Source organism: Paracoccus seriniphilus (assembly GCF_028553745.1).
In the GTDB taxonomy this organism is placed as follows: Bacteria; Pseudomonadota; Alphaproteobacteria; order Rhodobacterales; family Rhodobacteraceae; genus Paracoccus; species Paracoccus seriniphilus.
This window is the reverse complement of the sequence record NZ_CP067132.1, coordinates 176,892-199,020: the sequence shown is the minus strand read 5'-3', so window position 1 is coordinate 199,020 and position 22,129 is coordinate 176,892. Positions and strand designations below refer to the sequence as shown.

The following is a 22,129-nucleotide window of genomic DNA, read 5'->3' as shown; positions in this document are numbered from 1 at the left end:
AGGTCGGACAATCACTCTGAACCATCGCCTTATGATGGACAGGGTTACCAAGGGAGAGAGAGATGACTTCGAACAGAACAGGGATTGCCCGGCGCAGCGTGCTGCAACTGGGGGCTGCCGCCCTTGCCACGCCGGCGCTGATGCGCACGGCTTGGGCACAGGACAAATATGTCTGCAAGATCGCGCATTCCGAGGCCATCGGATCGCCTTTCACCAATGCTTTCGACAGTTGGGCGACCATGCTGAACGAACGCAGCGAGGGACGTATTGATGCCCAGCATTTCCCCGCCAGCCAGCTTGGCGGACTGGCGCAACTGCTGGAAATGAGCCGGATCGGCACGATCCAGGTCACCGCGGCAGGCCCGGACAGCGAAGAGGCCATCGCCCCCGAAATTGCCGCGACCGCAGGTGCGCCGGGTTTCATCTACAAGAACGAGGCCCATGTCGATGCAGTTCTGCAAGGGGATATCGGGCAGGAAATCAGCCAGATCGCGCGGGAGAAGACGGGCGTTGAATTCATCGCCTATGGCGAGGTCGGCTTCCGTCATCTTCTGACCAAGGTGCCCGTGACCGATCTGGCCAGCCTGCAGGGTGTCAAGCTGCGGGTGCCCGAAGTGCGCATCTGGGTGGATTTCTGGAAGACCTTGGGCGCCAACCCCACGCCGCTGCCCTATTCCGAGCAATATTCCGCGCTGTCGACTGGGGTGATCGACGGTCTGGATTCCGATTACTTCTCGGTGCTGGGCTTCAAATGGCATGAACAGGCGCAGAATATCCTGCCGACCTATCACTGGTTCCTGCCCAAGGCGATCCGCATGAATGCCGCATGGCTGGATGGCTTGCCCGCTGATCTGCAGGAACTGTGCCGCAGTTCTGCGAAAGAAGCCTTTGCCGAGCAGCGCAGCATCAACCGCGCCGGGGCCGATCAGGCGTTGGAAGACCTCAAGGCTGCAGGCTGCGTGGTCAATCCGTTCCCCGCCGAGGAAAAGGCCCGCTGGGAAGAAAAATCCGCCGGCCTCTATGAGGAATTCGGCGCAACCAGCCCTGAAACCGCCGCGATGATCGCGAAGATCCGCGCGCTTGGCTAAGGCGTCTGTCTTCTGCCCTGCGGGGTCTGCCATGGGGCGGAAGATGACGGGGAGAACATCTTGAACAGCAACAATCCGCCACATGATATTCCGGCACGGCCCTACCGCATGCTGGCGAATGTCCTGGAACCGATAGCCGTCCTGCTGATGCTTTGCGCGACCGCGGTTGTCGTGCTGCAGGTCTTTTGCCGCTATGTGCTGAACGCGTCATTGGCATGGCCCGAAGAGGCCGCCCAGTTCTGTTTTGTCTGGGCGGTCTTTCTGGGCATGGCGCTGCTGACCTTTCGGGATCGACATATTGCCATTTCACTCTTCGTCCCCCGGCTGTCGGCAGGATCACAGGCCCTGCACCGCTTGTTCCTCAGGGTGATGACGGTGATCGGCTGTATCATCCTTGTCATCCATGGCATCGATTTCATGAGCCGCGCCATGCAGGTCATGCCGGCGCTGCGGGTGCCGCTGCGCTATCTGTTCATGGCCGTTCCGGTCGGGGCAGGGCTGACGCTTGTGTTGCTGAGCGCACCCGTGCGCGGCTTTGCATGGTGGAGCGGACTGGCGTCGCTGGTCACGGGGATCGTCGGCTATTACGCCCTGCGTGAAGGTGGTGGCGCAATTTTCGGGGAAAGCAGCAGCACCGCGATCCTGATGGTCGTGACGATGTTCCTGATCTTTGCCGAGGTGCCCATCGTCTATGCACTTGTCATCGGCTCTTTCGCGGGGCTGTCGCCCTTGCCGCCGCTGATGCTGGTGACGATCACACAGAACATGTCCGGCGCGCTGAATTCCTTTACGCTGCTGGCCATTCCCTTCTTCATCCTTGCCGCCGCCGTGATGAATGTCGGTGGGATCACCGTGCGTATCGTCGATCTGGCCTATCATCTGGTCGGGCATTTCCGCGGGGGACTGGCACAGGCAAATATTGTCACCAATGTCATGCTTGCGGGCGTTTCGGGGTCTTCGACCGCCGATGCCTCGGCCACGGCCAAGCTGCTGGTGCCCGAGATGGAGAAACACGGCTACAGCCGCTCTTTCAGTTGCGCCCTGACGGCAGCATCATCGACACTGGCAAATATGATCCCGCCGGGGCTGGGCCTGATCATCTATGCGGCTCTGGCATCGGTCTCGGTTGGTGCAGTCTTCGTCGGAACCATTCTGCCGGGGATCATGGTGGCGATGGCGCTGTCACTGGTGGCCTGGATCATTTCCGTGCGCAACGGCTATGGCGGCACAAGACAACGTTCTGGCGGCGCCGTGCGCTGGCGCTCGTTCTGGCTGGCCACCCCGGCGCTGTGCCTGCCGGTGCTTATTGTTGGCGGCGTGCGCTTCGGGATCTTTACCGCGACGGAAGCCGGAGCCATGGCCTTTGTCTTTGCATTGTTCTGCGGCGCGCTGATCTATCGCGGTCTGACGGCCCGAAATCTTGCCCATGCGTTTCGCGAAGCGGTCGAGGACACCGTCGCGGTGGCGGTGATCATTGCGGCAGCGTCGCCGTTTGCCTGGATTCTGACCTTTGAACAAACCCCGCAGAAGATCGCCGAATGGCTGGCGGCCCTGACCGGGAACCGGCTGCTTCTGCTTTTGGTGATCAATCTGTTTCTGGTTTTTGTCGGACTGTTCATCGAGATGATTGCCGCCATGGTTATCCTTGTGCCGATCCTCGTGCCGGTCGTGGTGGCTGCGGGCGTCGATCCGCTGCAATTCGGAATCATTATCGTGATGAACCTGGTGATCGGGGCGCTGACGCCGCCTCTGGGGGTGCTGGTCTTCACCACGGCCCGCGTCGGGGGGGCACCATCTTCGTCGGTGTTCCGCGCCATCCTTCCCTTTATCGCGGCGCAGGTCGTTGTCTTGCTGCTGGTGACGATGATCCCGCAGATCACTTTACTGCCGATCCAGTGGTTCGGGCCTTGAGGAACTTGAAATGACTGAAAAACCCATTGCAAATCTTGCCGTGATCGGCCTTGGCATGGCAACCAAACCGCATCTGGAGGCGCTGGCCGAACTGAAGGGCCGGGTCAATGTCTCCGGTGTTTTCAATCGAAGCCCCGCCAAGGCCGAGGCGGTCAGCAAGACCTTCGGTTTCCCGGTGTTTGACAGCCTTGCGGCGATTGCCGCCGACCCGGGGACCGATGGTGTCATCATCGCAACCCCGCCCAACCAGCGCGCGGCAATCCTGTCCGAGATGGCCTCGGCGGGCAAGGATATCCTGATGGAAAAGCCCGTCGAACGCAGCCTGAAGGCGGCGCAGGATATCGTTGCCGAATGCGAGGCAAAGGGCGTCACGCTGGGGATCGTGTTTCAGCATCGCATGCGCAAGGGCGCGCTGCGGTTGCGGGAACTGGTCGATCAGGGTGAGTTGGGTGATCTGGCACTTGTGCGGGCCGAGATCCCGTGGTGGCGCGATCAGTCCTATTACGATGTTCCGGGGCGCGGCACTTTCGAACGCGACGGTGGCGGCGTGCTGATTTCGCAGGCGATCCATGTGCTGGACCTGATGCTCAGCCTGACGGGTCCGGCCCGAAGGGTGCAGGCTTTCACGGCGACCACCGCCCAGCATGACATGGAGGCCGAGGACTTCGCCACGGCAGGCATTCGCTTTGACAATGGCGCGGTGGGTTCGGTGGTGGCGACCACCGCCACCTATCCCGGCGAAGAAGAACGCCTGGTGCTGGATGGGACAAGGGGCACGGCGGTTCTGACGGGGGGGAAGCTTGTCGTGACATGGCGTGACGGTCGCCGCGAAACCGTCGGGGAGGTTTCAGGCACGGGGGGCGGGGCGGATCCCATGGCCTTTCCCTGCGATTGGCATCGCGAACTGATCGAGGACTTCGCCCGCGCGATCCGAGACAAGCGCCCGCCACGCATCACCGGGCGCGAGGCCCTGCGCGTTCACGCGCTGATCGACGCCATGACCCGATCCGGGGCAAGCGGAACCACCGTAGAAATCGGAGAATGATGATGGCCGGACTGCGTTTCGCCGCCCTTGGAATGGATCACCGCCATATCTATGGCATGTCCCAGGGCATGATCGATGCCGGCGCACAGCTGGCCGCCTGGTGGACCGAAGGCAACCCCCAGCCCGTTTCGGGGTTCCTCAAGCGCTTTCCTGATGCGCCCCGCGCTGAAAGTCTGGACGAAATCCTGAATGATGACAGCATCGCACTGGTTCTCATTGCCTGCCGTCCCGATCAGCGCGCCGATCTGGCCATCAGGGCAATGCGCGCGGGCAAGGATGTCATGGTCGATAAGCCCGGCTGCATCTCGCTGGATGAGGTTCGTCACCTGCGCGAGACTGTCGAGGAAACCGGCCGGATCTGGTCGGTAAACTTCTCGGAACGTTTCGAGGTTCCCGCCGTCACCGTGGCGACACGACTGGTGCGCGAAGGCGCCATCGGCAAGGTCGTCCACACGACCGGACTGGGGCCGCATCGACTGAATGCGGCCAGTCGTCCCGACTGGTTTTTTGATGCTGCGACCTACGGTGGAATCCTGACCGATATCGCCTCGCATCAGATAGAGCAGTTCCTGCATTTCACCGGATCCGAGGACGCCGAGATCACCATGGCGACCATCGCCAATCACGCCAATCCCCGGCACCCGAAGTTCGAGGATTTCGGCACGATTGCCCTGAGATCGGGAGCGGCGCAGGGATTTATCCGCGTCGATTGGTATACGGCCGACGCGCTGCCAAATTGGGGCGATGGGCGGTTGTTCATCACCGGCACCGAAGGCACCATCGAACTGCGAAAATATGTGGATGTGGACGGGCGTCCGGGCGACAATCACCTGTTTCTGGTGAACAGGGATCAATGCACCCATATCGATTGTGCCCAAGCCGGCATGCCCTATTTCAGCGATCTTCTGAACGATATTCGCGATCGGACCGAAACGGCCTGCCCGCAGTCGCGCAGCTTCAGGGTCTGTGAACTGGCGATCGAAGCGCAGGAAATGGCCAGAGCGTCCCGTAGCTGAAACCGATTGGCGATCGGTCCTTGGTCACCCCGGCGCCTTGGCGTTGGGGGCCGGGCCGGAAGATCCGCGCGCGACAAGATCGGCACCCACCAGCACATCGGCGGGCTTGGTTCCTGTTTGTCCCGGGTTCAGGATTCGTTGAACGGCCAGCACGGCAATCTCTTCGATACGCTGTGCGACACTGGTCAGCCGCGGCACGACCAGTTTGGCAAGGTCGATATTGTCAAAACCCGCAATGGACAGTCGGGCGGGAACCTCGATGCCCATGTCGCGGGCAAGGCGCAACGCGCCAATCGCCTGCTGGTCGCTGGCCGCCGCAATCGCGGTCGGCCGCTCGTCCGGTGGCAGTTCCAGCATCGCGCGGGCCAGCAGTTCGCCCGAGGTGTAATCGAAGCTGCCCTCACGGATGATCAGCCTGACCGGATCGCCGGGATCTGACAGTTGCATGATGCGACCGTAGAACCCCTGTTTGCGCAGCCGCCCGACCTCGGTCGTGTCCGGCCCCGAGATATAGCCGATCCGCCGATGCCCCAGAGCGACAAGATGGTCCGCCTGCAGGGCAGAGGCGGTTTCGTGATTGGTCGCGATCAGCGGATAGGCCCCATAGCGCCGGTCGACCGACACGATCGGAACATCACTCTTGACCGTCTTGACCGCTTTGGTCTCGGCTCCCACGATGATCAGCCCCTTGGGAAGCTGGCCCAGCAGGGCGGCGATCTGGCGCGCCTCGGCCTCGGGGTCGTCATCGGAATTGGCCAGCATGACCGAATGGGCGTATTTGGCGGCCTCGGCCTCGATCCGCTTGGCAAGCGCGGCGAAAAACGGGTTGGAGATATCCGGCACGACCAGTCCGATCACATTAACCGTGTTGGTCCGCAGGGCGCGGGCCGCCAGATTGGGTCGGTAGCCAAGGGTGGCGATGGCCTTCAGGACACGTTCGCGCAGGGCGGGTTTGACCGTGGCATCCCGCGAGATGACCTTTGACACGGTGCCCACGGAAACCCCGGCTTCGCGCGCGACATCCTTTATCGTGGCCATGACGTCCCCGATGTTCCTGCCTTGGCCTTTCTGCTCAAAATGGCACGCCGCTGACAAGGATGACATTGCAATAGGGGGTGCATTCACCAGTGCGGATCACTGCTTTCGAACGCGCGCTGCGGTCCTTGAAAGCCCCGTGAGAGGTCGTGGAAAGGGCGATATGCTTTTTCGTTTCCTGCGACCAGTCCTTCATGAAATCGGCGAATGCGGCTTGCAGGTCATCATTGGCCTCATCGGCGATAACTGCAGCTTCGATCACCAGTTCCGAACGCAGGGCATCCAGCACGTCCCAGAATCCGGGAACCCCCGGTTTGACCGCCAGATCGATCACCGGCACCCCATCGGGCACGGGTAATCCGGCATCCGCCACGACGATTTCGTCCAGATGCCCCAGCGAGGCAACAAGCGTGCTGAGATGACGGTTGATCAGGATGCTACGTTTCATGATGCGGACAGCCTCGCGCGGTAATGATCCAGAATGACAGCGATGATGATGACCACGCCGGTGATCATCTGGCGCATAAAGTCGCTTAATCCGATCAGGATCAACCCGTTTGCCAGAACGCCGATGATGAATGCGCCCAGCAATGTCCCGATCACCGATCCGCGCCCGCCCGACAGGCTGGTGCCGCCGATGATGACCGCCGCAATTGCGTTCAGTTCAAAGCCGATCCCCGCGATCGGGCTGGCGATGCTGAGACGCGCCATATAGACGATCGCGGCAATCCCGGCGGTCAGACCGCAGATGGTGAAGGCGGCGACCTTGTACCAGAACACCGGATGCCCGGCCAGGCGGACGGCCTCTTCATTGTTCCCGATGCCATAGATCAGCCGCCCAAAGACGGTGCGGTTCAGAACGAACCAGGCGATCAGCACCAGCAGCAGCGCCAGCAGAAAGACCACTGGCACGCCGTAGATCAGCTTGGATCCGAACTCTTCGAAGACAAAGGGAAAGGAATAGATCGTCTGTGCCCCCGAAATCTGCAGGGCCGCGCCGCGGGCGATATTCAGCATGCCCAGGGTGATGATGAATGAAGGCAGGGACCAATAGGCGCTGAGCACCCCGTTCAGGATTCCGCAGACCAACCCCGCCAGAACGCCGGCCAGACAGGCCAGCAGGATCAGTTCTGTCACCCCCAGACCGGGCAGGGTGATCGCCTTGCCCGCCACCACGGCCGCAAAGGCCATGACCGATCCGACAGAGAGGTCTATTCCCCCGATCAGGATCACGAAGGTCATCCCGACGGCAAGGATCAGGTTGATCGTGATCTGGGTCAGGATATTGGTGATATTGTTCGATGACAGGAAATGTTCCGTCGTCACCGAGAAGAAGGCAATCACCAGCAGAAGTGCCAGGCCGATACCGGCATTGTTGAGAATGGCCTTCAGGGAAAAGCTTTTGCCCCGTGCCGCGATATTGGCTTCATGTGCGGAACTCATTGGGTCGGTCCTTTCGCGACGTCGGATTGACCATAGGCCAGTTTCAGAATGGTTTCCTGATCATAGTCCTGCGGCATCAAGATGCCCTGAATGCTGTTTTCCGACATGACCAGCATCCTGTCGGTCAGGGTGATCAGTTCGGGCAATTCAGAGGAAACGACAATCATCGACATGCCGTTGGCCGCCAGCCCCTTGAGGATGGCATAGATCTCGGCCTTGGCGCCGACATCGACGCCACGCGTGGGTTCGTCCAGCAACAGGATTTCAGGGTCATTGGCCAGCCATTTGGCCAGAACGACCTTCTGCTGGTTGCCCCCCGACAGGCTGGAGACCGGATCCGAGGTCTTGCCATATTTCAGTTTCAGCCGCGTACCGCCCTCGACAGCCATCTGACGTTCGCGTGCGAAATCCAGCAACCCGTGACGCGAGACCTGTCTGATATTCACCAGAGAGCTATTGGCCGCAATCGGCATGTCGAGGATCAGCCCCTCATCCTTGCGGTCTTCGGTGACAAAGCCGATGCCGGCGGCAATGGCATCGCGCGGCCCATTGATGTTCAGCGCATGGCCGTTGCGTGTGATCACGCCCGAGCGGATCGGATCAGCTCCGAAAATCGCCCGCAGCACTTCGGTGCGACCGGCGCCGACAAGTCCCGCGATGCCAAGGATTTCGCCGCGATGCAGTTCGAATGACACGCCGTTCGGGTCCGGGTTCTGGCTGGTTTGCAGCGCCGAGACGGACAGGACGACATCCTTGTCGATGGGGACGTGTATTTCCTTTTCCTGCTGCGCCAGATTGCGCCCGACCATGTGGCGCACGATGCCCTCGGGCGAGGTTTCGGCAATGTCTTCTGTCGTGATTGTCCGGCCGTTTCGAAACACCGTCACCCGGTCACAAATGGCAAAAACTTCGTCCAGATGGTGCGAGACAAAGACCACCGTCACGCCCTTGGCCTTGATGCCCGCAATGATTTCGAACAACCGCGATGTCTCACGCTCGGTCAGCGTGGCGGTGGGTTCGTCCAGGATCAGGATGCGGCTGTCGGTCTGCAGGGCACGGGCAATCTCGATCAACTGACGATGCGCGATCCCAAGACTGCGCACCGGCGCATCGACATCGACATCATTCAACCCGATGGCATCCAGCGCCCGGCGGGCGCGGGCTTTCATCTCGGCGCGGTCAAGCAGGCCAAAGCGTTTGCGGGGGAAGGCCTCGATCGAAATATTTTCGGCGATGCTCAGATCTTTCAGCAGGTTGAATTCCTGATGGACGACCTGAATGCCTGCGGCCTTGGCAAAATGCGGATCGGTCGGCTTGAATGGCGCCCCGGCCAGCGTGATTTCGCCGGCATCATATTTGTGGACGCCGGACAAGACCTTGATCAAGGTCGATTTTCCCGCGCCATTTTCACCCACCAGCGCGTGAACCTCGCCCGCTTTCAGCGAAAAGCTGACGCCACTCAGCGCATGCACGCCGCCAAAGGATTTCTGAAGGTTTTGCACGTCTAACAGCAGCGCATCTGGCTGATGCGCCTGTGGCAATGCTTGCGACATCAATCTGCGATCCTGTTCGTGGATTGGGAATGTGCCCGACATCATCTTGTCGGGCACCGATGGCCTAGTCAGCCGTCACCAGCTTGATGTCGGTTTTCACCCAGCCTTCCAGTTCCGGACCACCGGCAAGGACTTCCAGCGCCAGGTCAATGGCATTGGCGGCCATCTCCTGCCCGAACTGATCGACCGTGGCCAGCATGCGGCCATCTTCGATCATCGGGGCAACGGCGGGGATGTTGTCGAAGCCGACCACCTCGATATCGTCGCGTCCCGCCGCTTCCAGCGCCTTGACGACTCCCACCGCCATCGAGTCATTGGCTGCCATTACCCCTTGAATGTCGGGATGTGCTGTCAGCATCGTCGAAAAGACCTGATTGGCCTCTTCGGTTTCCCAATGGGCCGTGCGGCTGTCCAGAAGCTCCAGCTTGTATTTCTCGACCGAATCCTGAAATCCCAGCAGGCGTTGGGTGGCATTGTCGGCACCGGGGTTACCCTCGATGATGACGACCTTTGCGCCTTCGCCCAGCTTTTCGCCAAGGGCATCGCCGGCCATGGCTGCGCCGCCACGGTTGTCAGGGCCGACAAAGGCAAGCTCGAAGCCCTGTTGCTCCTTGGCCTCGGTATCCAGAGCCACGTCGAAATTCACCACGACGATGCCTGCTTCAACGGCTTTTTTGAGCGGCCGCACCATGGCGCGGCTGTCTGCCGGTGCGACGACGATGGCATCCACGCCCTGGGTGATGAAATTGTCGACTGCGTTGATCTGGGCCTCGAAATCGGTTTCGTTCTGCATCCCCACGGCGATCAGTTCGAAATCGCCGCGCTCGGCGGCATGTGCCTCGGCACCTGCCAGCATGCTTTGGAAAAATTCATTGGCCAGCGACTTCATGACCAGCCCCACGACAGGTTTGTCATCGGCCATGGCGATGCCCGACGACAGCAGCAAGCCGGTGGCAGCGGTAATCGCAAGATTCCTGAGTTTCATGTCATCCTCCCTGATGATCCCCAAGCTGCCCTGACGCTCTCCTCCTGCGTCACGGCGGCTTGAGATCACTATGATGTGAATATTTTGCAAGTCAATATGAAACGTTTCATATCTGATGTCTGCAGAGTTCGCGCGAGGTTTTGCATATCGGGGCGAACCGGAAAAATGCCGAGGTCAGTCGGCGGTCGGGCGCAGGCAGGTCACCCGGTCGGGCATCATCTCGGCCAGAAAGATGCTGCCATTCTTCGCAACATCCACGCCATGGGCAAAGGTGGCAAAGGTCCGGCAGCGCCCCATCAGGTTGCCCTGCGGATCATATGCTGACAGGCGTGGTGTCTGATCCGTGACCAGCAGCACGCCATCGGGTCGCAATGCAAGCGCCATGGGTTTGTAGAGGTCTTCGATCTGGTCCAGAAAGCGGCCCTCGGCATCAAATCTCTGCACGCGGTTGTTTTCGCGATCGGCCACGCAAAGCTGCCCTTTGCTGTCGAACAATATGCTATGTGGGGTCGAAAACTGGCCCGGGCCGGTCCCCGGCTCACCAAAGCTGAACAGGTGGCGCAGATCGCGGGCAAAGACATGGACAGCGCTGTTGCCATAGCCGTCCGAGACATACAGCCGCCCATCCGGCCCCCGCGCACAATCGGTCGGATGATTGAAGGGGCGCCCCAGCGCGGGGCGTTCATTGCAATGCAGGCGCGCGATCTCGACCAGTTCGGCATTCAGGAAAACGACCTTGTGCCCATCCATATCGGTTGCGGCCAGCAGGTCGGGTTCCAGAACACGCAAACCGTGGCCGCAGGTGAACTGGGGCAGGGGCTGGCTGTTGATCTTGCCGGTGCCGTCCGTGTTCAGAAGTTGCAATTCCGGCAGTTGCCGCCGCAGCACGACAATCCGGTCGGCCAGCACGGCAAGGTCGCTGATACCGGCGAAGGACGCGTCCGCGCCCACCGCAAGATGCTGCACCTGATAGCGTTGCGCGCCCAATGCGACATGGGCGCATGGGCGCGCGGTGCTCATAGTTCCGAGGCCAGCACTTCGGCCATGCCCAGCATCATGGCATCGCTGCCACGCGGACCGGTCAGCATCAGCCCGGCACCGGGCAGATCGGCCAGCGGCAGGCTGACCGAGCAGCCGTCGATGACATTGGCCAGGCTGGTATTGCGCAGGGCCAGCAGGTTCAGCCGGTCATAGCTTGCATCATCCTCCAGATCGCTCAGCCGCGGGGGCATGATGGCAACGCTTGGCAAGAGGATCGGCATGTCGGCAAAGATGCGTGTGGCCTCATCGGCCAATGCCTGACGCGCCAGCAAGGTGCGGGCATAGCCGGGGGCATCGGTTTCTTCGGCCCGTGCCATGCGCGAGGCGACGCGCGGGTCCAGCCTGTCACGATGGGCGTCATATTCCGCGCCATGATGGCAGCGCGATTCCACCGCCGAGAACTGCCAGACAGGCAGGGCGCGATAGCGGTCAAAGAAGGGCAGTGACAGGCGGCGGATCGAGATGCCGCCCTCGGCCAGAACCTCCAGCGCGGTCTCGAAGGCTTCAACGATTTCCGGTGCCACATCGTCCAGCCCGAAGTTCTGCGGCACGATCACCGTGCCGGGCATGTCGGCGGCAGGCAGGGGCGTGTCGCGCAGCACGTTCAGCGTCGGGCGCAACAGGGCCGGATCACGGGTCAGCACGCCGACGCTGTCCAGCGAATGCGACAGAGGCACCGCGCCATCGCGCGGGATCGTGCTTGCGGTCGGCTTGAACCCGTAGATGCCGCAGAAGGCCGCCGGAATACGGGCCGAGCCGCCGGTGTCGGTGCCAAGCGCGATATCGGCCACGCCGCGCGCCACGGCCGACGCCCCGCCCGAGGTCGAGCCACCGGCGATGCAGCCCTCTATCAGGGGTGTCAGTGGCGTGCCGTGATGGGGGTTCAATCCCAGCCCGGAATAGGCATATTCGGTCATATTGGCATGACCGATCAGCCCCGCACCCGCCGCACGCAGCCGCGCAACCGCCGCAGCGTCGCGCGTGGCAAGCGGACGGTCAGTCCGCGGCGCGGTTCCTGCGCCGGTGGCATAGCCCTGCACGTCGAACAGATCCTTGACCGCCACGGTCAGGCCCGACAGCGGGCCTTCGGCGGTGATCGGGTCGTCGAAGACCTGGATGAAATCGGGCGCAGTGGCCTGGGCGCGGGCTTGGTTCAGAAGGTCTTGGGTCATTTGCGGTCTCAGATCGTTTGTTGGACAAGCCAGGTGGCAATGCCGGGGAACGCGGTCAGCAGGATCACGGCCAGCACGAGGATCAGGAAATAGGGCACGATCATCCGGGTGATTTCAAAGATGCCGCGCCCGGTCAGGTTCTGGATCACGAACAGGTTGAAGCCAAGGGGCGGCGTGATCTGTGCCATCTCGACCACGATGATCAGATAGATGCCGAACCAGACGGGGTCGATCCCGACCGCCGCGATCGCGGGCATCACGACCGAGGTGGTCAGCACGACGATGGAGATTCCGTCAAGGAAACAGCCCAGCAGCACAAAGAACACCGTCAGCACCGCGATCAGCCCGGCCTTGCCAAGGCCGCTTTCCGAGATGACCTTGGCCAGGTCTGCGGGCAGGCCCGAAAAGCTCATGGCCGAGGTCAGGAAGGCCGCGCCCAGCAGGATCAGCCCGATCATGGCCGAGGTGCGGGTGGCCCCGAACAGCGCCTCGATGAAACTGGAACGGGTCAGCGAGCCGCCGATGCCGGCGATGATCAATGCCCCGGCCACGCCGATGGCGGCGGCCTCGGTCGCGGTGGCATAGCCGGCATAGATCGAGCCGATGACGCCGATGATCAGACCCACGACCGGCAGAAGCAGGCGCAGCCGCTTGAGGCGTTCACCCCAGCCGATGCGGTTTTCCGGGTCGGGCATCGCCTCGGGATGCAGACGCGACCACAGGATGATATATCCCGAAAACAAAGCCATCAGCATCAGCCCCGGCACGACGCCGGCAATGAACAAACGGTTGATCGAGACCTGCGCCGCGACGCCATAGACGATCATCACCACCGAAGGCGGGATCAGCAGGCCAAGCGTGCCCGAGCCTGCCAGTGAGCCAATGGCAAGCCGGTCGTCATAGCCGCGCGATTTCAGTTCGGGCAATGAAATCCGCCCGACGGTCGCGGTCGTGGCCGCCGATGACCCCGAGACCGCCGCGAAAATGCCGCAGCCGACGACATTCACATGGGCCAATCCGCCGGGCAGACGGCCGACCCATGGCGCAAGGCCGGTGAACAGGTCTTCGGCCAGACGGGTGCGATAAAGGATTTCTCCCATCCAGATGAACAGCGGCAGGGCGGTCAGTGTCCAACTGGCCGAATGCGCCCACATGGTGGTGCCAAGGATGGCATCGACAGGGCTGGAGGTGAACATCAGAAAGATCACCACAGCCGAGGCCAGCAGCGCCACCCCGACCCAGACGCCCAATCCCAGCAGGACCAGCAGCGTGACGACAAGAATGGCAGTCTGTGACAGGATTTCCATGATCACTCGCCCCGCATCTGTTCGGCGACATCGTCGCGTTCGACCGGCAGGCCAAGGATCAGCCGCAATGTCCCTTCGGCAAAGGCGATGGCAAATAGGATCGCGCCAAAGGCCATGGCTGACTGCGGGATCCACAGCGGCACGGCGACGATGCCCTGACTGACATCGTCATAGCTCCAGCTTTCATGGACATAGCCAAAGATCGCCCATGCCACCCATCCCATCAGGATCGTGGCGAAACCGGCGGCCAGCACATCGGCCACATGGCCCATGCCCTGGGGCATCAGCTGGCGCAGCGAGGTGACGCGGATATGGTCGCCATGGGTCAGTGCGGTTGGCAGCGCCAGAAAGATCGAGGCAGACAGTCCCCATGCCGCGAAATCATCGGCTGACGGAATCTGGCTGCCCATCAGGCGCAGCACGATCTGCGCAAGGATCAGAACCGCGATCCCCACAAGGGACAGCGCGGCCAGAGCCCCGCAGAAATTGAACAGATGACGGGTCAGGACCATCGCGACATTCTCCTGTGCTGGAATTCGTTGCGCGGTCTGCCGCGCAACGAAGAGGGCCCGGCTCCACGAAGGAGGCCGGGACGATGGGCTTACTTCATGGCGTCGACAATGGTCTGGCCCTCTTCACCAGCCTCTTCCAGCCATTCCGCGCGCATGGTCGCCGCGATTTCCTCGAAATCGCTGGCCAGCCCCTCGGGAGTGGGCAGAACCTGCATGCCATTGTCGGCCATGGTCTGCGTGGCCTCGGCGGTGGCGGTTTCGGCCATCTCCCAGCCGCGGGTCTCGGCCACTTCGGCGGCTTCGCGCAGAGCAGTCTTCACCTCGTCGGACAGGGCGTCGTAAGAGGACTGGTTCACGATGACCATGTTCTTGGGAATGAAGGCCTGCACGTCATAGTAGTGGGACACGAAATCCCATGCCTGGCTGTCCACGCCGGTCGAGGGCGAGGTGATCATGCCATTGATCACGCCGGTCGAGAACGCCTGCGAGATTTCGGCCGTGGCGATGGTCGCGGGCACGGCACCCAGAAGTTCGGCCAGACGCGCGGTCGAAGGGTTGTAGGCGCGGAATTTGACCCCTTCGAAGGAAGAGGCATCGGTCACTTCGCTGTTCATGTAGATGCCCTGAGGGGGCCAGGGCGCGGCAAACAGCAGCACCAGCCCATCTTCGGCCAGCTTTTCTTCATAGATCGGGCGCGAGGCATCCCAAAGTGCCTTGGCCTCGTCAAAGGTCGTTGCCAGCAGCGGCACGGCGTCGGCGGAATAGACCGCATCTTCATTGCCCAGGGCCGAGATCAGAACCTCGCCGATCGGGACGATGCCACGCTGAACGCCGCGTTTCAGATCGGTTCGCTTGAGCAGAACCGAATTCGAGACGACCTCGATTTCCAGTTCACCATCGGACAGGCGGGCGACGTCTTCGGCAAAGGCACGGATGTTCTGGGTCAGATAGTTGCCGTCCGGCGCATCGGCGGACATTTTCCATGTTTCGGCCTGCGCCAGACCTGCGCCGAAGACTGCGATTGCGGTACCAAGAAGAAAGCGTTTCATCTGTAGTCAACTCCCGATCGGTTATCGTTTTTGGGTATTGAACCGGACCGAGGGGCAGCCCCCGGTCCGGCTTTCTGTCACTCTGCCAAAGGCGGCAGGTCGTCTTCGTTCAGCGCCCAGAGCAGGGTGAAGGTCTGCGCCTCGCGCAGCGCGCCGTCAAAGCGTTCGGTCAACTGTCGCAGGGTTGCCTCGGCCACCGGCTCGGTCGTGACATCGACAACAAGGCAGGGGGCCAGGACGCGACCCTCGCGCTGTTCCGAGGGCAGGGGCGTCGAAAGGGTTTCATCCGGGATCATGTAATGAACACGCAGGACGCCTTCGACCGCCAGCAGGTCTTCCATGGCTGCACGCATGGTCTCCAGATCGACCGCGCCGGGGATCAGTTCGATCATCGCGACCGCTGCGCCCCAGCCAAATCCGCCCTCCAGTGCCACCTGCATGACCCGGCGGCGGGTGTTGGACATGCGCGTGAAATTGGTCACCGACCATTGGGTTTGCTGGGTGAAGGCCTTTTGATAGGCGGCCGAGGTGAAGTCAGCCAGCGAGGTCGCGCGATACAAAGCCAGATAGCGACGGGCCGAGCCCGACACCGCGCGATAGCGGCGGGCGCCGGTAAAGCCGTCGATGCGGACGCGTTCTTCCATATGTTCGCGATCATACCACAGGTTGAAATCGGCCTCGTGGTCGGGATCGACGTCGCTCCACACGAACAATTGGGCTTCTTCTGTCGAACGGATCTTGCTCATGTTGAGTCCTGCGTGGGGGACGAGGCCGACAGGACGGATGGCCCTGCGCCGCGTCGATTGCATTTGGACAAGGTTCAGCCGAATCCGCCTTTCAGGCAAACGGGAATTTCTGTTCAGGGGTGATAGGGTTTTTCTATCACATTGATTTCAAATCAGAACCAGACGCGGCGCGATGCGCTTCGGCGCAGGTCCGGGCCAGGTCGGCAATGGCGCGATAGATGGCGGCATCAGAGTTGCGGCGCCAGACGCAATACAGTGGCAGATCGGGCAGCGTCGCATCGACCTGCAATTCACAAAGGTCCGGCCCGGCCAGATCGCAGCCCCGCGGCAGGGTGGCAATGCCAAGCCCGCGCTCGGTCAGACGCGCGATGGCCGAAATCGAGGTCACGCAATGCACCATAGAGGGGCGCAGCCCCTGTTCTTCGAACAGCGCAAGGACATTGGCATGCGGGCGGGAATTGCGGGTAAAGGTGATCAGCGGCCCGGTGATCACATCCGCCAGCGTCAGCGATTCATCACGCATTCCGGCGGGTCCGAACCAGCCCATCGCAAGTGGCGGCAACTCCATGCAGGCGGTCTGTTCGTCCTGCTGTTCCTGTGTCGTCAACAGCATGTCCAGACCGCCGCGATCGAATGTGGCGGCAATATTGGTCGTCGGCTCGATGGTCAGCTCCATCTCCAGCCGGGGATAGCACCGGGCGACCTCTTCCATCAGATCGCAAAGCCATGTGTGCACGATCGAGGTGACCAGCCCCAGCCGCACGCGCCCCGCCGCCGTGGCAGGGTCTGAAAGGGTGGTCAACAGCTTGCGTTCGGCCGCCAGGATGTCCTGGGCCTTGTCCAGGATCAACGCGCCGACCACGGTGATGCGGGTGGCGTGAAATTCCCGGTCAAAAAGATTCACGCCCAGTTCCGTTTCCAGCGCCGAGATACGGCTGGAAACGGTGGCCTGACTGATGTTCAGTTGCTCGGCAGCGGCGCGAAAGCTGCCCAGATTGGCGACGGTGACGAAGGTTTCCAGAAAACGCGTATTCACCCTGCCTCATCCGTTTCATGTCAATCTGGCCTGATCCTTCCTAGCGGGAACCCGTCGCAGGCGCAATTTAATGCGCCGCGCGGGGGGCGGACGTCAGGCCCAGTCGTGACGCAATGCGGCGTCGATATTGGCCTGGCGATTGCGCAGGATGGCTGTCTGCTCATGGACATATCCGGTGCCCTGAACGATCTGATCGGCCGGCAGATCACGACAATAGCGCGCCAGCAGCTGGGCTGGCTCGGGCGCCTGTCCCGAGCGGAAGTTCTGCCCGACGAAATAGCCATGGATGATTCCTGCCAGCAGCGCGGATTGACGTTCCGGGTGGTCGATGATTTCCGATGCACGGAACAGGTCACGATAGAGCATTCCTGCCGACGAGGGCCGCACCGCGCGGTTCTTCACCTGCGCCAGATAGCGGGCATAGAGCGTGATATTGCGCGCCAGCGGCAGCAGCCTGTCATGGCGGGGGACCTCGCCGCCGATCCAGTAGGACAGATTGTCGGGCAGGGGCAGCAGGCCGCGTTCGCCCAGACTGTGATAGGCTTGTGGGTCCATCGCGCCATTGCGGAAACCGGCCTCGCAATAGATCAGCACCACGAGATCGCGCAGATGCAGTGGAATGTCGTCCGCTGCAAGACCGGCATTCGCATTCGCGACGGCCAGAAGCAGCCCGGCGCGGTTCTGGCGAACGAAATCCCTTTTGTTCAGCCCCTGCCAGACCCAATCATGGGTGGTGTCCGGTGCCGGCAGGCGGGGGGCTTCGGGGGAACCATGCCTGGGTCGGTCGGCCAGGAACCGGTCCATCTGCGCCAGATCCGAGGCGATCGAAGGGTCCTGCAACGAGATACGCAATCCGAAGGGGGTCGACCCGGTGACGGAATCGATGAACTCGCCCTCGAAGGCATGTTCGACCGTCGTGACAAGCCCCCCGTCATTGTCGATGGTCTGCATCCCCTTGGGCACGAAGATATGCGACATGATCCTGCGCCGCCCGGCCAGATAGGTGATGCCGCCACGTTCGCGGTCAAATGCGATCACCGGGTCGAAATCCAGCGCGCGCAGGGCATCAAGACGTGCTGCCCGCAATGGTGTATTGGTATCGCCCAGGATCAACCAGTCCTGTCTGGCATCTACCTGCGTGCCCATCTGGTCGACGATAACGCGCAGCAGGCGCGCTGCAACCGCCCGGCGCAGCATGGCGTTGCTGCGTTCTCCGACGAAAAGCGGCAGGACCGTCAGAGACGTCTCGACCTCGCGTTGCAAGACGGTCAGTTCGAAACGGGCAGGAAAGCTTGGAAAGACCGGTCCATCCAGCGACTGCAGGCCGATGTCGCGCCCGGCGCGCAGCCGCCAAAGTGCCTCGACCTCGGGCGGCCACGGTTTGCGGGTAACGGCCACGGTGCGGGAATTGTAGATGATCGAAATGCTGGGCTGGGCAGGGTGGATTTCGTCCTCGGCATGGATGCAGTCATATTCCTGCCCGAAATTGTCACGCAACGTGCGCCGCAGGGCCATGGCGGCCTCGGGGGAAATGCCGTTCAGCACCCAGGCGTCATGGGTCAGATCGGCAAAAACCGTGGCAATGCGTTTTCGGATGGCATTGTCATCATGCAGGGCATTCAGCCATTCCATGTTCCAGACGGCGATATCCAGATCCTGCTCGGTGGCATTGATGGCCTCGGCCACGCGGGCGGTGCCCGATTGCAGGTGATTGCTTTCCGTGCGGGTGCGCCGGCCCAGCACGCCAAAGGGGCCGGTCAGGGTGTCGGTGTCGATGAAATTCGACAGGACCTCGCGTATGGCGGCCTGATCGGGACCGCGACCATTCAGCTGGGTTTCCAGATCGATCGCAATGGCGGAAATCTTGATGCCTTCATTCGCCACCGCATAGTCCCCGCCATCGACCAGAGCCGGCGCGCGTCCGGCATGCAGGGCGTCCATCTGTTCGCGGTTGCGATAGGCATGATGCAGCGCGCAAAGCTTGCCATTGCGGGTGATGACCGGCGCGCCCGACGAACCGGCATCGGTATCGGCAGCATAGAGTAACAGATCGGCGTCGATATTCAGGATCTCGGTATCATCGACCGAAGCCTGTTTCAGATCGCCCTTCGGATGATGCAGCAGAAAGACCGGCTCATAGCGCCGCCCCGTGAAAGAGCCGCGTGACATCGGGATATGGCCATATTGCTGCGCGACATCCTCGGCGATGCGCACAAAGGTATAATCCAGCCCGCCAATTGCCGGGCTGGTGACGAACAGTCGTTCAGGATCGAGGCGCAATTCCCGGCGCGGCCCATAGCCCGCCGCCGCCGCACCGGACAATTGCTCGCGCGATCTTTCATATTCGAAATCGACGCGGGCCTCGATGGCGGTGGCGACGCTGTTGAGCACGTGATGATTGGTCAGCAACAGGTTCGGCCCGACCAGAAAACCAGTGCCCGACCAACTGCCCGTCACGCCGCGATGATCAGTGCCCTGACACATGATCCTGCAGACCGCGCGGCGATAGCTGGCCAGCAGCTCCAGCAATCCGGCATCTATCAGTGAACGCGGGCCGACGCTGGCCTCCAGCCCGTCAACCTCGGTCCAGCCGCGCATCATCTGTTCGGGACGGTGGACGCTGGCATTGCCTTCCAGCTTGGCAAAGGGTTGCTGGTTCCAGTCGCTGAAGAATTCCACCGTCATTGCGCCCTCCTACCAGTCCGCGCGGCGGCCGCGCGTGTCGATATGGATGACGCGCGCCCTGTCATAGCGTCCGATGCCCCCCATGAATTCGGGGCGCGAGTCACGGATCTCGGTCGCGACGCGGTGCCAGTCGGCCGGGCTGCCCTCGGTGGCGGTCCAGTCCAGTGCACCATATCTGACATGTTCACTGGCGGGATGGCCGCCGATGCAACTGTTGAAATCCGCGCAACGATAGCCGCTGACAATGCGCAAGGGACAGCCCAGCAGATCACGGATCGCGTCCAGCATGCGTGCAGTGGTGGCGATATTGCCCCAGAGTTCGCGCGGTGGCAGCCTGTTGCGGCCCGCGCAGGCCCGGCTTCTGTCAAGAGCCCCCGGATACAGAAGTTCGGCGGCGGTGAAGTGACGCAGGTCCAATGAGTCCAGAAAGGCGCGGAAGGCCGGGAAATCGAAAGCCGCATTGTCAGGGCCGCCCGCGCCGCCTGCATTGGCGAAAGCGCGCTCCAGCATGTCACGGTCGTGCGCCGCATCAAGCCCGATGGCAGATAGGTCCAGCGCCTGCGAAGCGTCCAGAAAGGCATCCTCGCCCTGATCGGGGTCCGTCACGCCAGGGGCGCGGCGCTGCCTGATGTCGCGGGCCATCTGTTCAAACAATCCCGTGGCGGCAGGGGCCGGCTGGAAATCGGACTCCAGCAGGAGACTGCCATCCATATGACCCTGTCCGCGGCTGTCACCCTGGTCATGAACTGCAGGTACTCCAGCCGGCGCCTCGGCAATGCCAAGATATTGGGTCACGCTCAGCCCGGCGCGGGCGGCATGTTCCTGAATGGCGTCCTCATATTCATCGGGTTGCTGCGCTGCGATGACCTCGTTGCTTTCCAGCCCGGTTTCTCCGGTCATGTAGGACTGGATACCATCGGCCAAGGCGGTCGCGATGCGCTCGCGATAGCTGTCTTGCCGGATGCGGTTTTCCTCGTCCACGCGGTCCATGAAGCTGACCTCCAGCAGACAGGCCGCGGTTGCTGCCGAATGGCCGTTTTCGCGGATCACCCCATAGGCCCCGCGCAGCACGCCATCATGGCTGCGCGTCCGGTTGCGGTCGGTATGCCCCAGCGCGGCCACCATCGTGGCCTGCAGATTGCGCATCAGCCGGATGCTGCGCGGGGAATCTGCATCGCTGTGGATATAGGTTTCCGTGCCCTGCGCATTATGTGCGTTCGAGGCGTTGAAATGGATGGACACGAAGACCTCGGCCTCGATGGCGCGGGCGATGTTGCGCCGCGACTGGGAGGTCAGATTGATGTCACCGCTGCGGGTCAGCACCGCGCCCAGCCCGCGCGCGGCCAGAATGCGCTGCGCGCGTTTGGCGACATCCAGCGTCCAGGTCTTTTCCAGCGATCCGCTTGGCCCCAGCGCATTGTTCCAGCTGGACCCCGAGACGCTGGTGCTGCCGCCATGGCCGGGATCCAGAACGATGCGCACTGGCCCGACCGACGCCACCCCATCGGTGTCGGGGGTCGCCGATTCAAACAATGGGGTTGGCGGACCGTCCAGATGCGCGCGCACCGCCGCCAGAAGCGGTGCGGTGGCCTTGGCAAACCCCGCATCATGGGGGTGCAATTCGTCGAACCATGAATTGGGATGCTCGCCCACCGTATCGGTCAGATCGACAAAGCGGAAATTCGGCATCCGGTCGGACAGGACCATCAGGCGTTCACGAAAATATTCGACGATCATCCGGATGACATCACGTCCCACGGGCAGGGGAATGCCCGCCTCTTCCAGTGGCTTGCCGAAATGTTTCTTGCCCTTGCGGGGAAAGGGCGTGTCATAGCCGTGGCCAAAGATCATCACGCCGGGGTGGTTCATGGCGACATCGACAAGGATGCGGTTGTAATAGCCCAGGATCTCTTGCGAGGCTGCCTCCAGCGCGGCCATGTCCAGCAGATCATCCGCCGATGCGCCGGGTGTATAGGGGCGCAGCAGGTCAAACAGCCTTCCATCGCCCAGCAGATCGTTTCCGCCACCCGACAACAGCATCACCCGCGCGCCGGTGGTGCCAATGGCGCGGATATATTCGCGCCTGATGGCCATATGTTCGACCAGATCACCCGCAGCACCCAGAGAATAGGTCGCCAGATCGCTTTGCGCGATGAAGTTGTCGATGATATCCGTCAGCAGCAGGGGATATTGAAACCAGCTGTCGCCCTCGGAGACGATCCGCGGCCCCTTGAAGCCGCCCAGCAGCTTGACCCGATAATCCACCAGCCGTTTCGAGCGGGCAATGCGGTTTGCCCAGTTCATGGCCGCGTCGCTTTCATAGCCTTCGGGGGCCAGTTCGTCGCGATATTCGGGTTTCAACTCGATAGAGGCGTCATAGGGTTTGTCGGCCTCTTGTCGTTGCTGGTACAATTCGTCCAGCAATTTTTCCAGCGCCTCGGAATCGTTCTGGTCCGTGGCGGTCTGAATGCGGGCATTGATATCCGTGACAAGCGACATGGTTTC

At 61.9% G+C, this 22,129-nt stretch carries 18 protein-coding genes; 4 read left to right on the top strand and 14 right to left on the bottom strand.

Translation table 11 applies throughout. The features are described 5' to 3' along the window. Nucleotides 1-62 precede the first annotated feature (62 nt). Genes JHW44_RS19375 through JHW44_RS19360 form a run of 4 tightly spaced genes read left to right on the top strand, consistent with a single transcriptional unit; the run spans nucleotide 63 to nucleotide 5,060 of the window. Complete coding sequence (locus JHW44_RS19375; protein WP_089344141.1) at nucleotides 63-1,088, top strand: TRAP transporter substrate-binding protein; 1,026 nt, start codon at nucleotides 63-65, stop codon at nucleotides 1,086-1,088. Between the two features lie 60 nt (nucleotides 1,089-1,148). Continuing rightward, complete coding sequence (locus JHW44_RS19370; RefSeq protein WP_218822560.1) at nucleotides 1,149-2,999, top strand: TRAP transporter large permease; 1,851 nt, start codon at nucleotides 1,149-1,151, stop codon at nucleotides 2,997-2,999. Between the two features lie 10 nt (nucleotides 3,000-3,009). Then, complete coding sequence (locus tag JHW44_RS19365) at nucleotides 3,010-4,044, top strand: Gfo/Idh/MocA family protein (protein ID WP_089344140.1); 1,035 nt, start codon at nucleotides 3,010-3,012, stop codon at nucleotides 4,042-4,044. Then, nucleotides 4,044-5,060 carry a Gfo/Idh/MocA family protein gene (locus JHW44_RS19360; protein WP_089344139.1) on the top strand — a complete coding sequence of 339 codons (1,017 nt, stop codon included), beginning with the start codon at nucleotides 4,044-4,046 and terminating at the stop codon, nucleotides 5,058-5,060. The genes JHW44_RS19365 and JHW44_RS19360 overlap by 1 nt, the downstream gene beginning before the upstream one ends. A gap of 24 nt (nucleotides 5,061-5,084) precedes the next feature. Here JHW44_RS19360 and JHW44_RS19355 read toward each other — a convergent pair whose 3' ends face one another. From JHW44_RS19355 to JHW44_RS19290, 14 genes are all read right to left on the bottom strand, one after another. Continuing rightward, nucleotides 5,085-6,098: a LacI family DNA-binding transcriptional regulator gene (locus tag JHW44_RS19355; protein ID WP_089344138.1), complete on the bottom strand. Its 1,014-nt coding sequence runs from the start codon at nucleotides 6,096-6,098 to the stop codon at nucleotides 5,085-5,087. A gap of 34 nt (nucleotides 6,099-6,132) precedes the next feature. Further along, nucleotides 6,133-6,543, bottom strand: coding sequence for a D-ribose pyranase (gene rbsD / locus JHW44_RS19350; RefSeq protein WP_089344137.1), 411 nt, complete (start codon nucleotides 6,541-6,543; stop codon nucleotides 6,133-6,135). Further along, entirely contained in the window at nucleotides 6,540-7,538 is a 999-nt protein-coding gene (locus JHW44_RS19345; RefSeq protein ID WP_089344136.1) for an ABC transporter permease, read from the bottom strand. The genes rbsD and JHW44_RS19345 overlap by 4 nt, the downstream gene beginning before the upstream one ends. After that, the gene (locus tag JHW44_RS19340) at nucleotides 7,535-9,091 is read right to left on the bottom strand and encodes a sugar ABC transporter ATP-binding protein (RefSeq protein WP_089344194.1); all 1,557 of its coding nucleotides are present in this window, start codon (nucleotides 9,089-9,091) and stop codon (nucleotides 7,535-7,537) included. The genes JHW44_RS19345 and JHW44_RS19340 overlap by 4 nt, the downstream gene beginning before the upstream one ends. 64 nt (nucleotides 9,092-9,155) lie before the next feature. Next, on the bottom strand, nucleotides 9,156-10,076 hold the full coding sequence (locus JHW44_RS19335) for a sugar ABC transporter substrate-binding protein (protein WP_089344193.1): 921 nt from the start codon (nucleotides 10,074-10,076) through the stop codon (nucleotides 9,156-9,158). A gap of 174 nt (nucleotides 10,077-10,250) precedes the next feature. After that, nucleotides 10,251-11,096: a 6-bladed beta-propeller gene (locus JHW44_RS19330; RefSeq protein WP_089344135.1), complete on the bottom strand. Its 846-nt coding sequence runs from the start codon at nucleotides 11,094-11,096 to the stop codon at nucleotides 10,251-10,253. After that, nucleotides 11,093-12,289, bottom strand: a complete 1,197-nt coding sequence (locus JHW44_RS19325) for an amidase family protein (RefSeq protein WP_089344134.1) — start codon at nucleotides 12,287-12,289, stop codon at nucleotides 11,093-11,095. Before JHW44_RS19325 ends, JHW44_RS19330 begins: the two co-directional genes overlap by 4 nt. 8 nt (nucleotides 12,290-12,297) lie before the next feature. Then, nucleotides 12,298-13,596 carry a TRAP transporter large permease gene (locus tag JHW44_RS19320; protein WP_089344133.1) on the bottom strand — a complete coding sequence of 433 codons (1,299 nt, stop codon included), beginning with the start codon at nucleotides 13,594-13,596 and terminating at the stop codon, nucleotides 12,298-12,300. Nucleotides 13,597-13,598: 2 nt separating this feature from the next. After that, entirely contained in the window at nucleotides 13,599-14,108 is a 510-nt protein-coding gene (locus JHW44_RS19315) for a TRAP transporter small permease (protein WP_089344132.1), read from the bottom strand. An 89-nt stretch (nucleotides 14,109-14,197) separates the two neighbouring features. Then, nucleotides 14,198-15,157 carry a TRAP transporter substrate-binding protein gene (locus JHW44_RS19310; protein WP_089344131.1) on the bottom strand — a complete coding sequence of 320 codons (960 nt, stop codon included), beginning with the start codon at nucleotides 15,155-15,157 and terminating at the stop codon, nucleotides 14,198-14,200. Between the two features lie 77 nt (nucleotides 15,158-15,234). Further along, nucleotides 15,235-15,903 carry a DUF4286 family protein gene (locus JHW44_RS19305; protein ID WP_089344130.1) on the bottom strand — a complete coding sequence of 223 codons (669 nt, stop codon included), beginning with the start codon at nucleotides 15,901-15,903 and terminating at the stop codon, nucleotides 15,235-15,237. 136 nt (nucleotides 15,904-16,039) lie between these two features. Continuing rightward, on the bottom strand, nucleotides 16,040-16,939 hold the full coding sequence (locus JHW44_RS19300) for a LysR family transcriptional regulator (RefSeq protein WP_089344129.1): 900 nt from the start codon (nucleotides 16,937-16,939) through the stop codon (nucleotides 16,040-16,042). Between the two features lie 93 nt (nucleotides 16,940-17,032). After that, nucleotides 17,033-19,624 carry a trypsin-like serine peptidase gene (locus JHW44_RS19295; RefSeq protein WP_089344128.1) on the bottom strand — a complete coding sequence of 864 codons (2,592 nt, stop codon included), beginning with the start codon at nucleotides 19,622-19,624 and terminating at the stop codon, nucleotides 17,033-17,035. 9 nt (nucleotides 19,625-19,633) lie between these two features. After that, the gene (locus JHW44_RS19290) at nucleotides 19,634-22,123 is read right to left on the bottom strand and encodes an N-acetylmuramoyl-L-alanine amidase (RefSeq protein ID WP_089344127.1); all 2,490 of its coding nucleotides are present in this window, start codon (nucleotides 22,121-22,123) and stop codon (nucleotides 19,634-19,636) included. Nucleotides 22,124-22,129: the final 6 nt, after the last annotated feature.

What these genes read in the sequence shown, in the direction of transcription:
- JHW44_RS19375 (WP_089344141.1), top strand. Translation starts at nt 63, where the DNA reads ATGACTTCGAACAGAACAGGGATTGCCCGGCGCAGCGTGCTGCAACTG.
- JHW44_RS19335 (WP_089344193.1), bottom strand. Translation starts at nt 10,076, where the DNA reads ATGAAACTCAGGAATCTTGCGATTACCGCTGCCACCGGCTTGCTGCTG.
- JHW44_RS19305 (WP_089344130.1), bottom strand. Translation starts at nt 15,903, where the DNA reads ATGAGCAAGATCCGTTCGACAGAAGAAGCCCAATTGTTCGTGTGGAGC.
- JHW44_RS19320 (WP_089344133.1), bottom strand. Translation starts at nt 13,596, where the DNA reads ATGGAAATCCTGTCACAGACTGCCATTCTTGTCGTCACGCTGCTGGTC.
- JHW44_RS19315 (WP_089344132.1), bottom strand. Translation starts at nt 14,108, where the DNA reads ATGGTCCTGACCCGTCATCTGTTCAATTTCTGCGGGGCTCTGGCCGCG.
- JHW44_RS19295 (WP_089344128.1), bottom strand. Translation starts at nt 19,624, where the DNA reads ATGACGGTGGAATTCTTCAGCGACTGGAACCAGCAACCCTTTGCCAAG.
- JHW44_RS19310 (WP_089344131.1), bottom strand. Translation starts at nt 15,157, where the DNA reads ATGAAACGCTTTCTTCTTGGTACCGCAATCGCAGTCTTCGGCGCAGGT.
- JHW44_RS19325 (WP_089344134.1), bottom strand. Translation starts at nt 12,289, where the DNA reads ATGACCCAAGACCTTCTGAACCAAGCCCGCGCCCAGGCCACTGCGCCC.
- rbsD (WP_089344137.1), bottom strand. Translation starts at nt 6,543, where the DNA reads ATGAAACGTAGCATCCTGATCAACCGTCATCTCAGCACGCTTGTTGCC.
- JHW44_RS19345 (WP_089344136.1), bottom strand. Translation starts at nt 7,538, where the DNA reads ATGAGTTCCGCACATGAAGCCAATATCGCGGCACGGGGCAAAAGCTTT.
- JHW44_RS19330 (WP_089344135.1), bottom strand. Translation starts at nt 11,096, where the DNA reads ATGAGCACCGCGCGCCCATGCGCCCATGTCGCATTGGGCGCGCAACGC.
- JHW44_RS19360 (WP_089344139.1), top strand. Translation starts at nt 4,044, where the DNA reads ATGATGGCCGGACTGCGTTTCGCCGCCCTTGGAATGGATCACCGCCAT.
- JHW44_RS19340 (WP_089344194.1), bottom strand. Translation starts at nt 9,091, where the DNA reads ATGTCGCAAGCATTGCCACAGGCGCATCAGCCAGATGCGCTGCTGTTA.
- JHW44_RS19365 (WP_089344140.1), top strand. Translation starts at nt 3,010, where the DNA reads ATGACTGAAAAACCCATTGCAAATCTTGCCGTGATCGGCCTTGGCATG.
- JHW44_RS19290 (WP_089344127.1), bottom strand. Translation starts at nt 22,123, where the DNA reads ATGTCGCTTGTCACGGATATCAATGCCCGCATTCAGACCGCCACGGAC.
- JHW44_RS19355 (WP_089344138.1), bottom strand. Translation starts at nt 6,098, where the DNA reads ATGGCCACGATAAAGGATGTCGCGCGCGAAGCCGGGGTTTCCGTGGGC.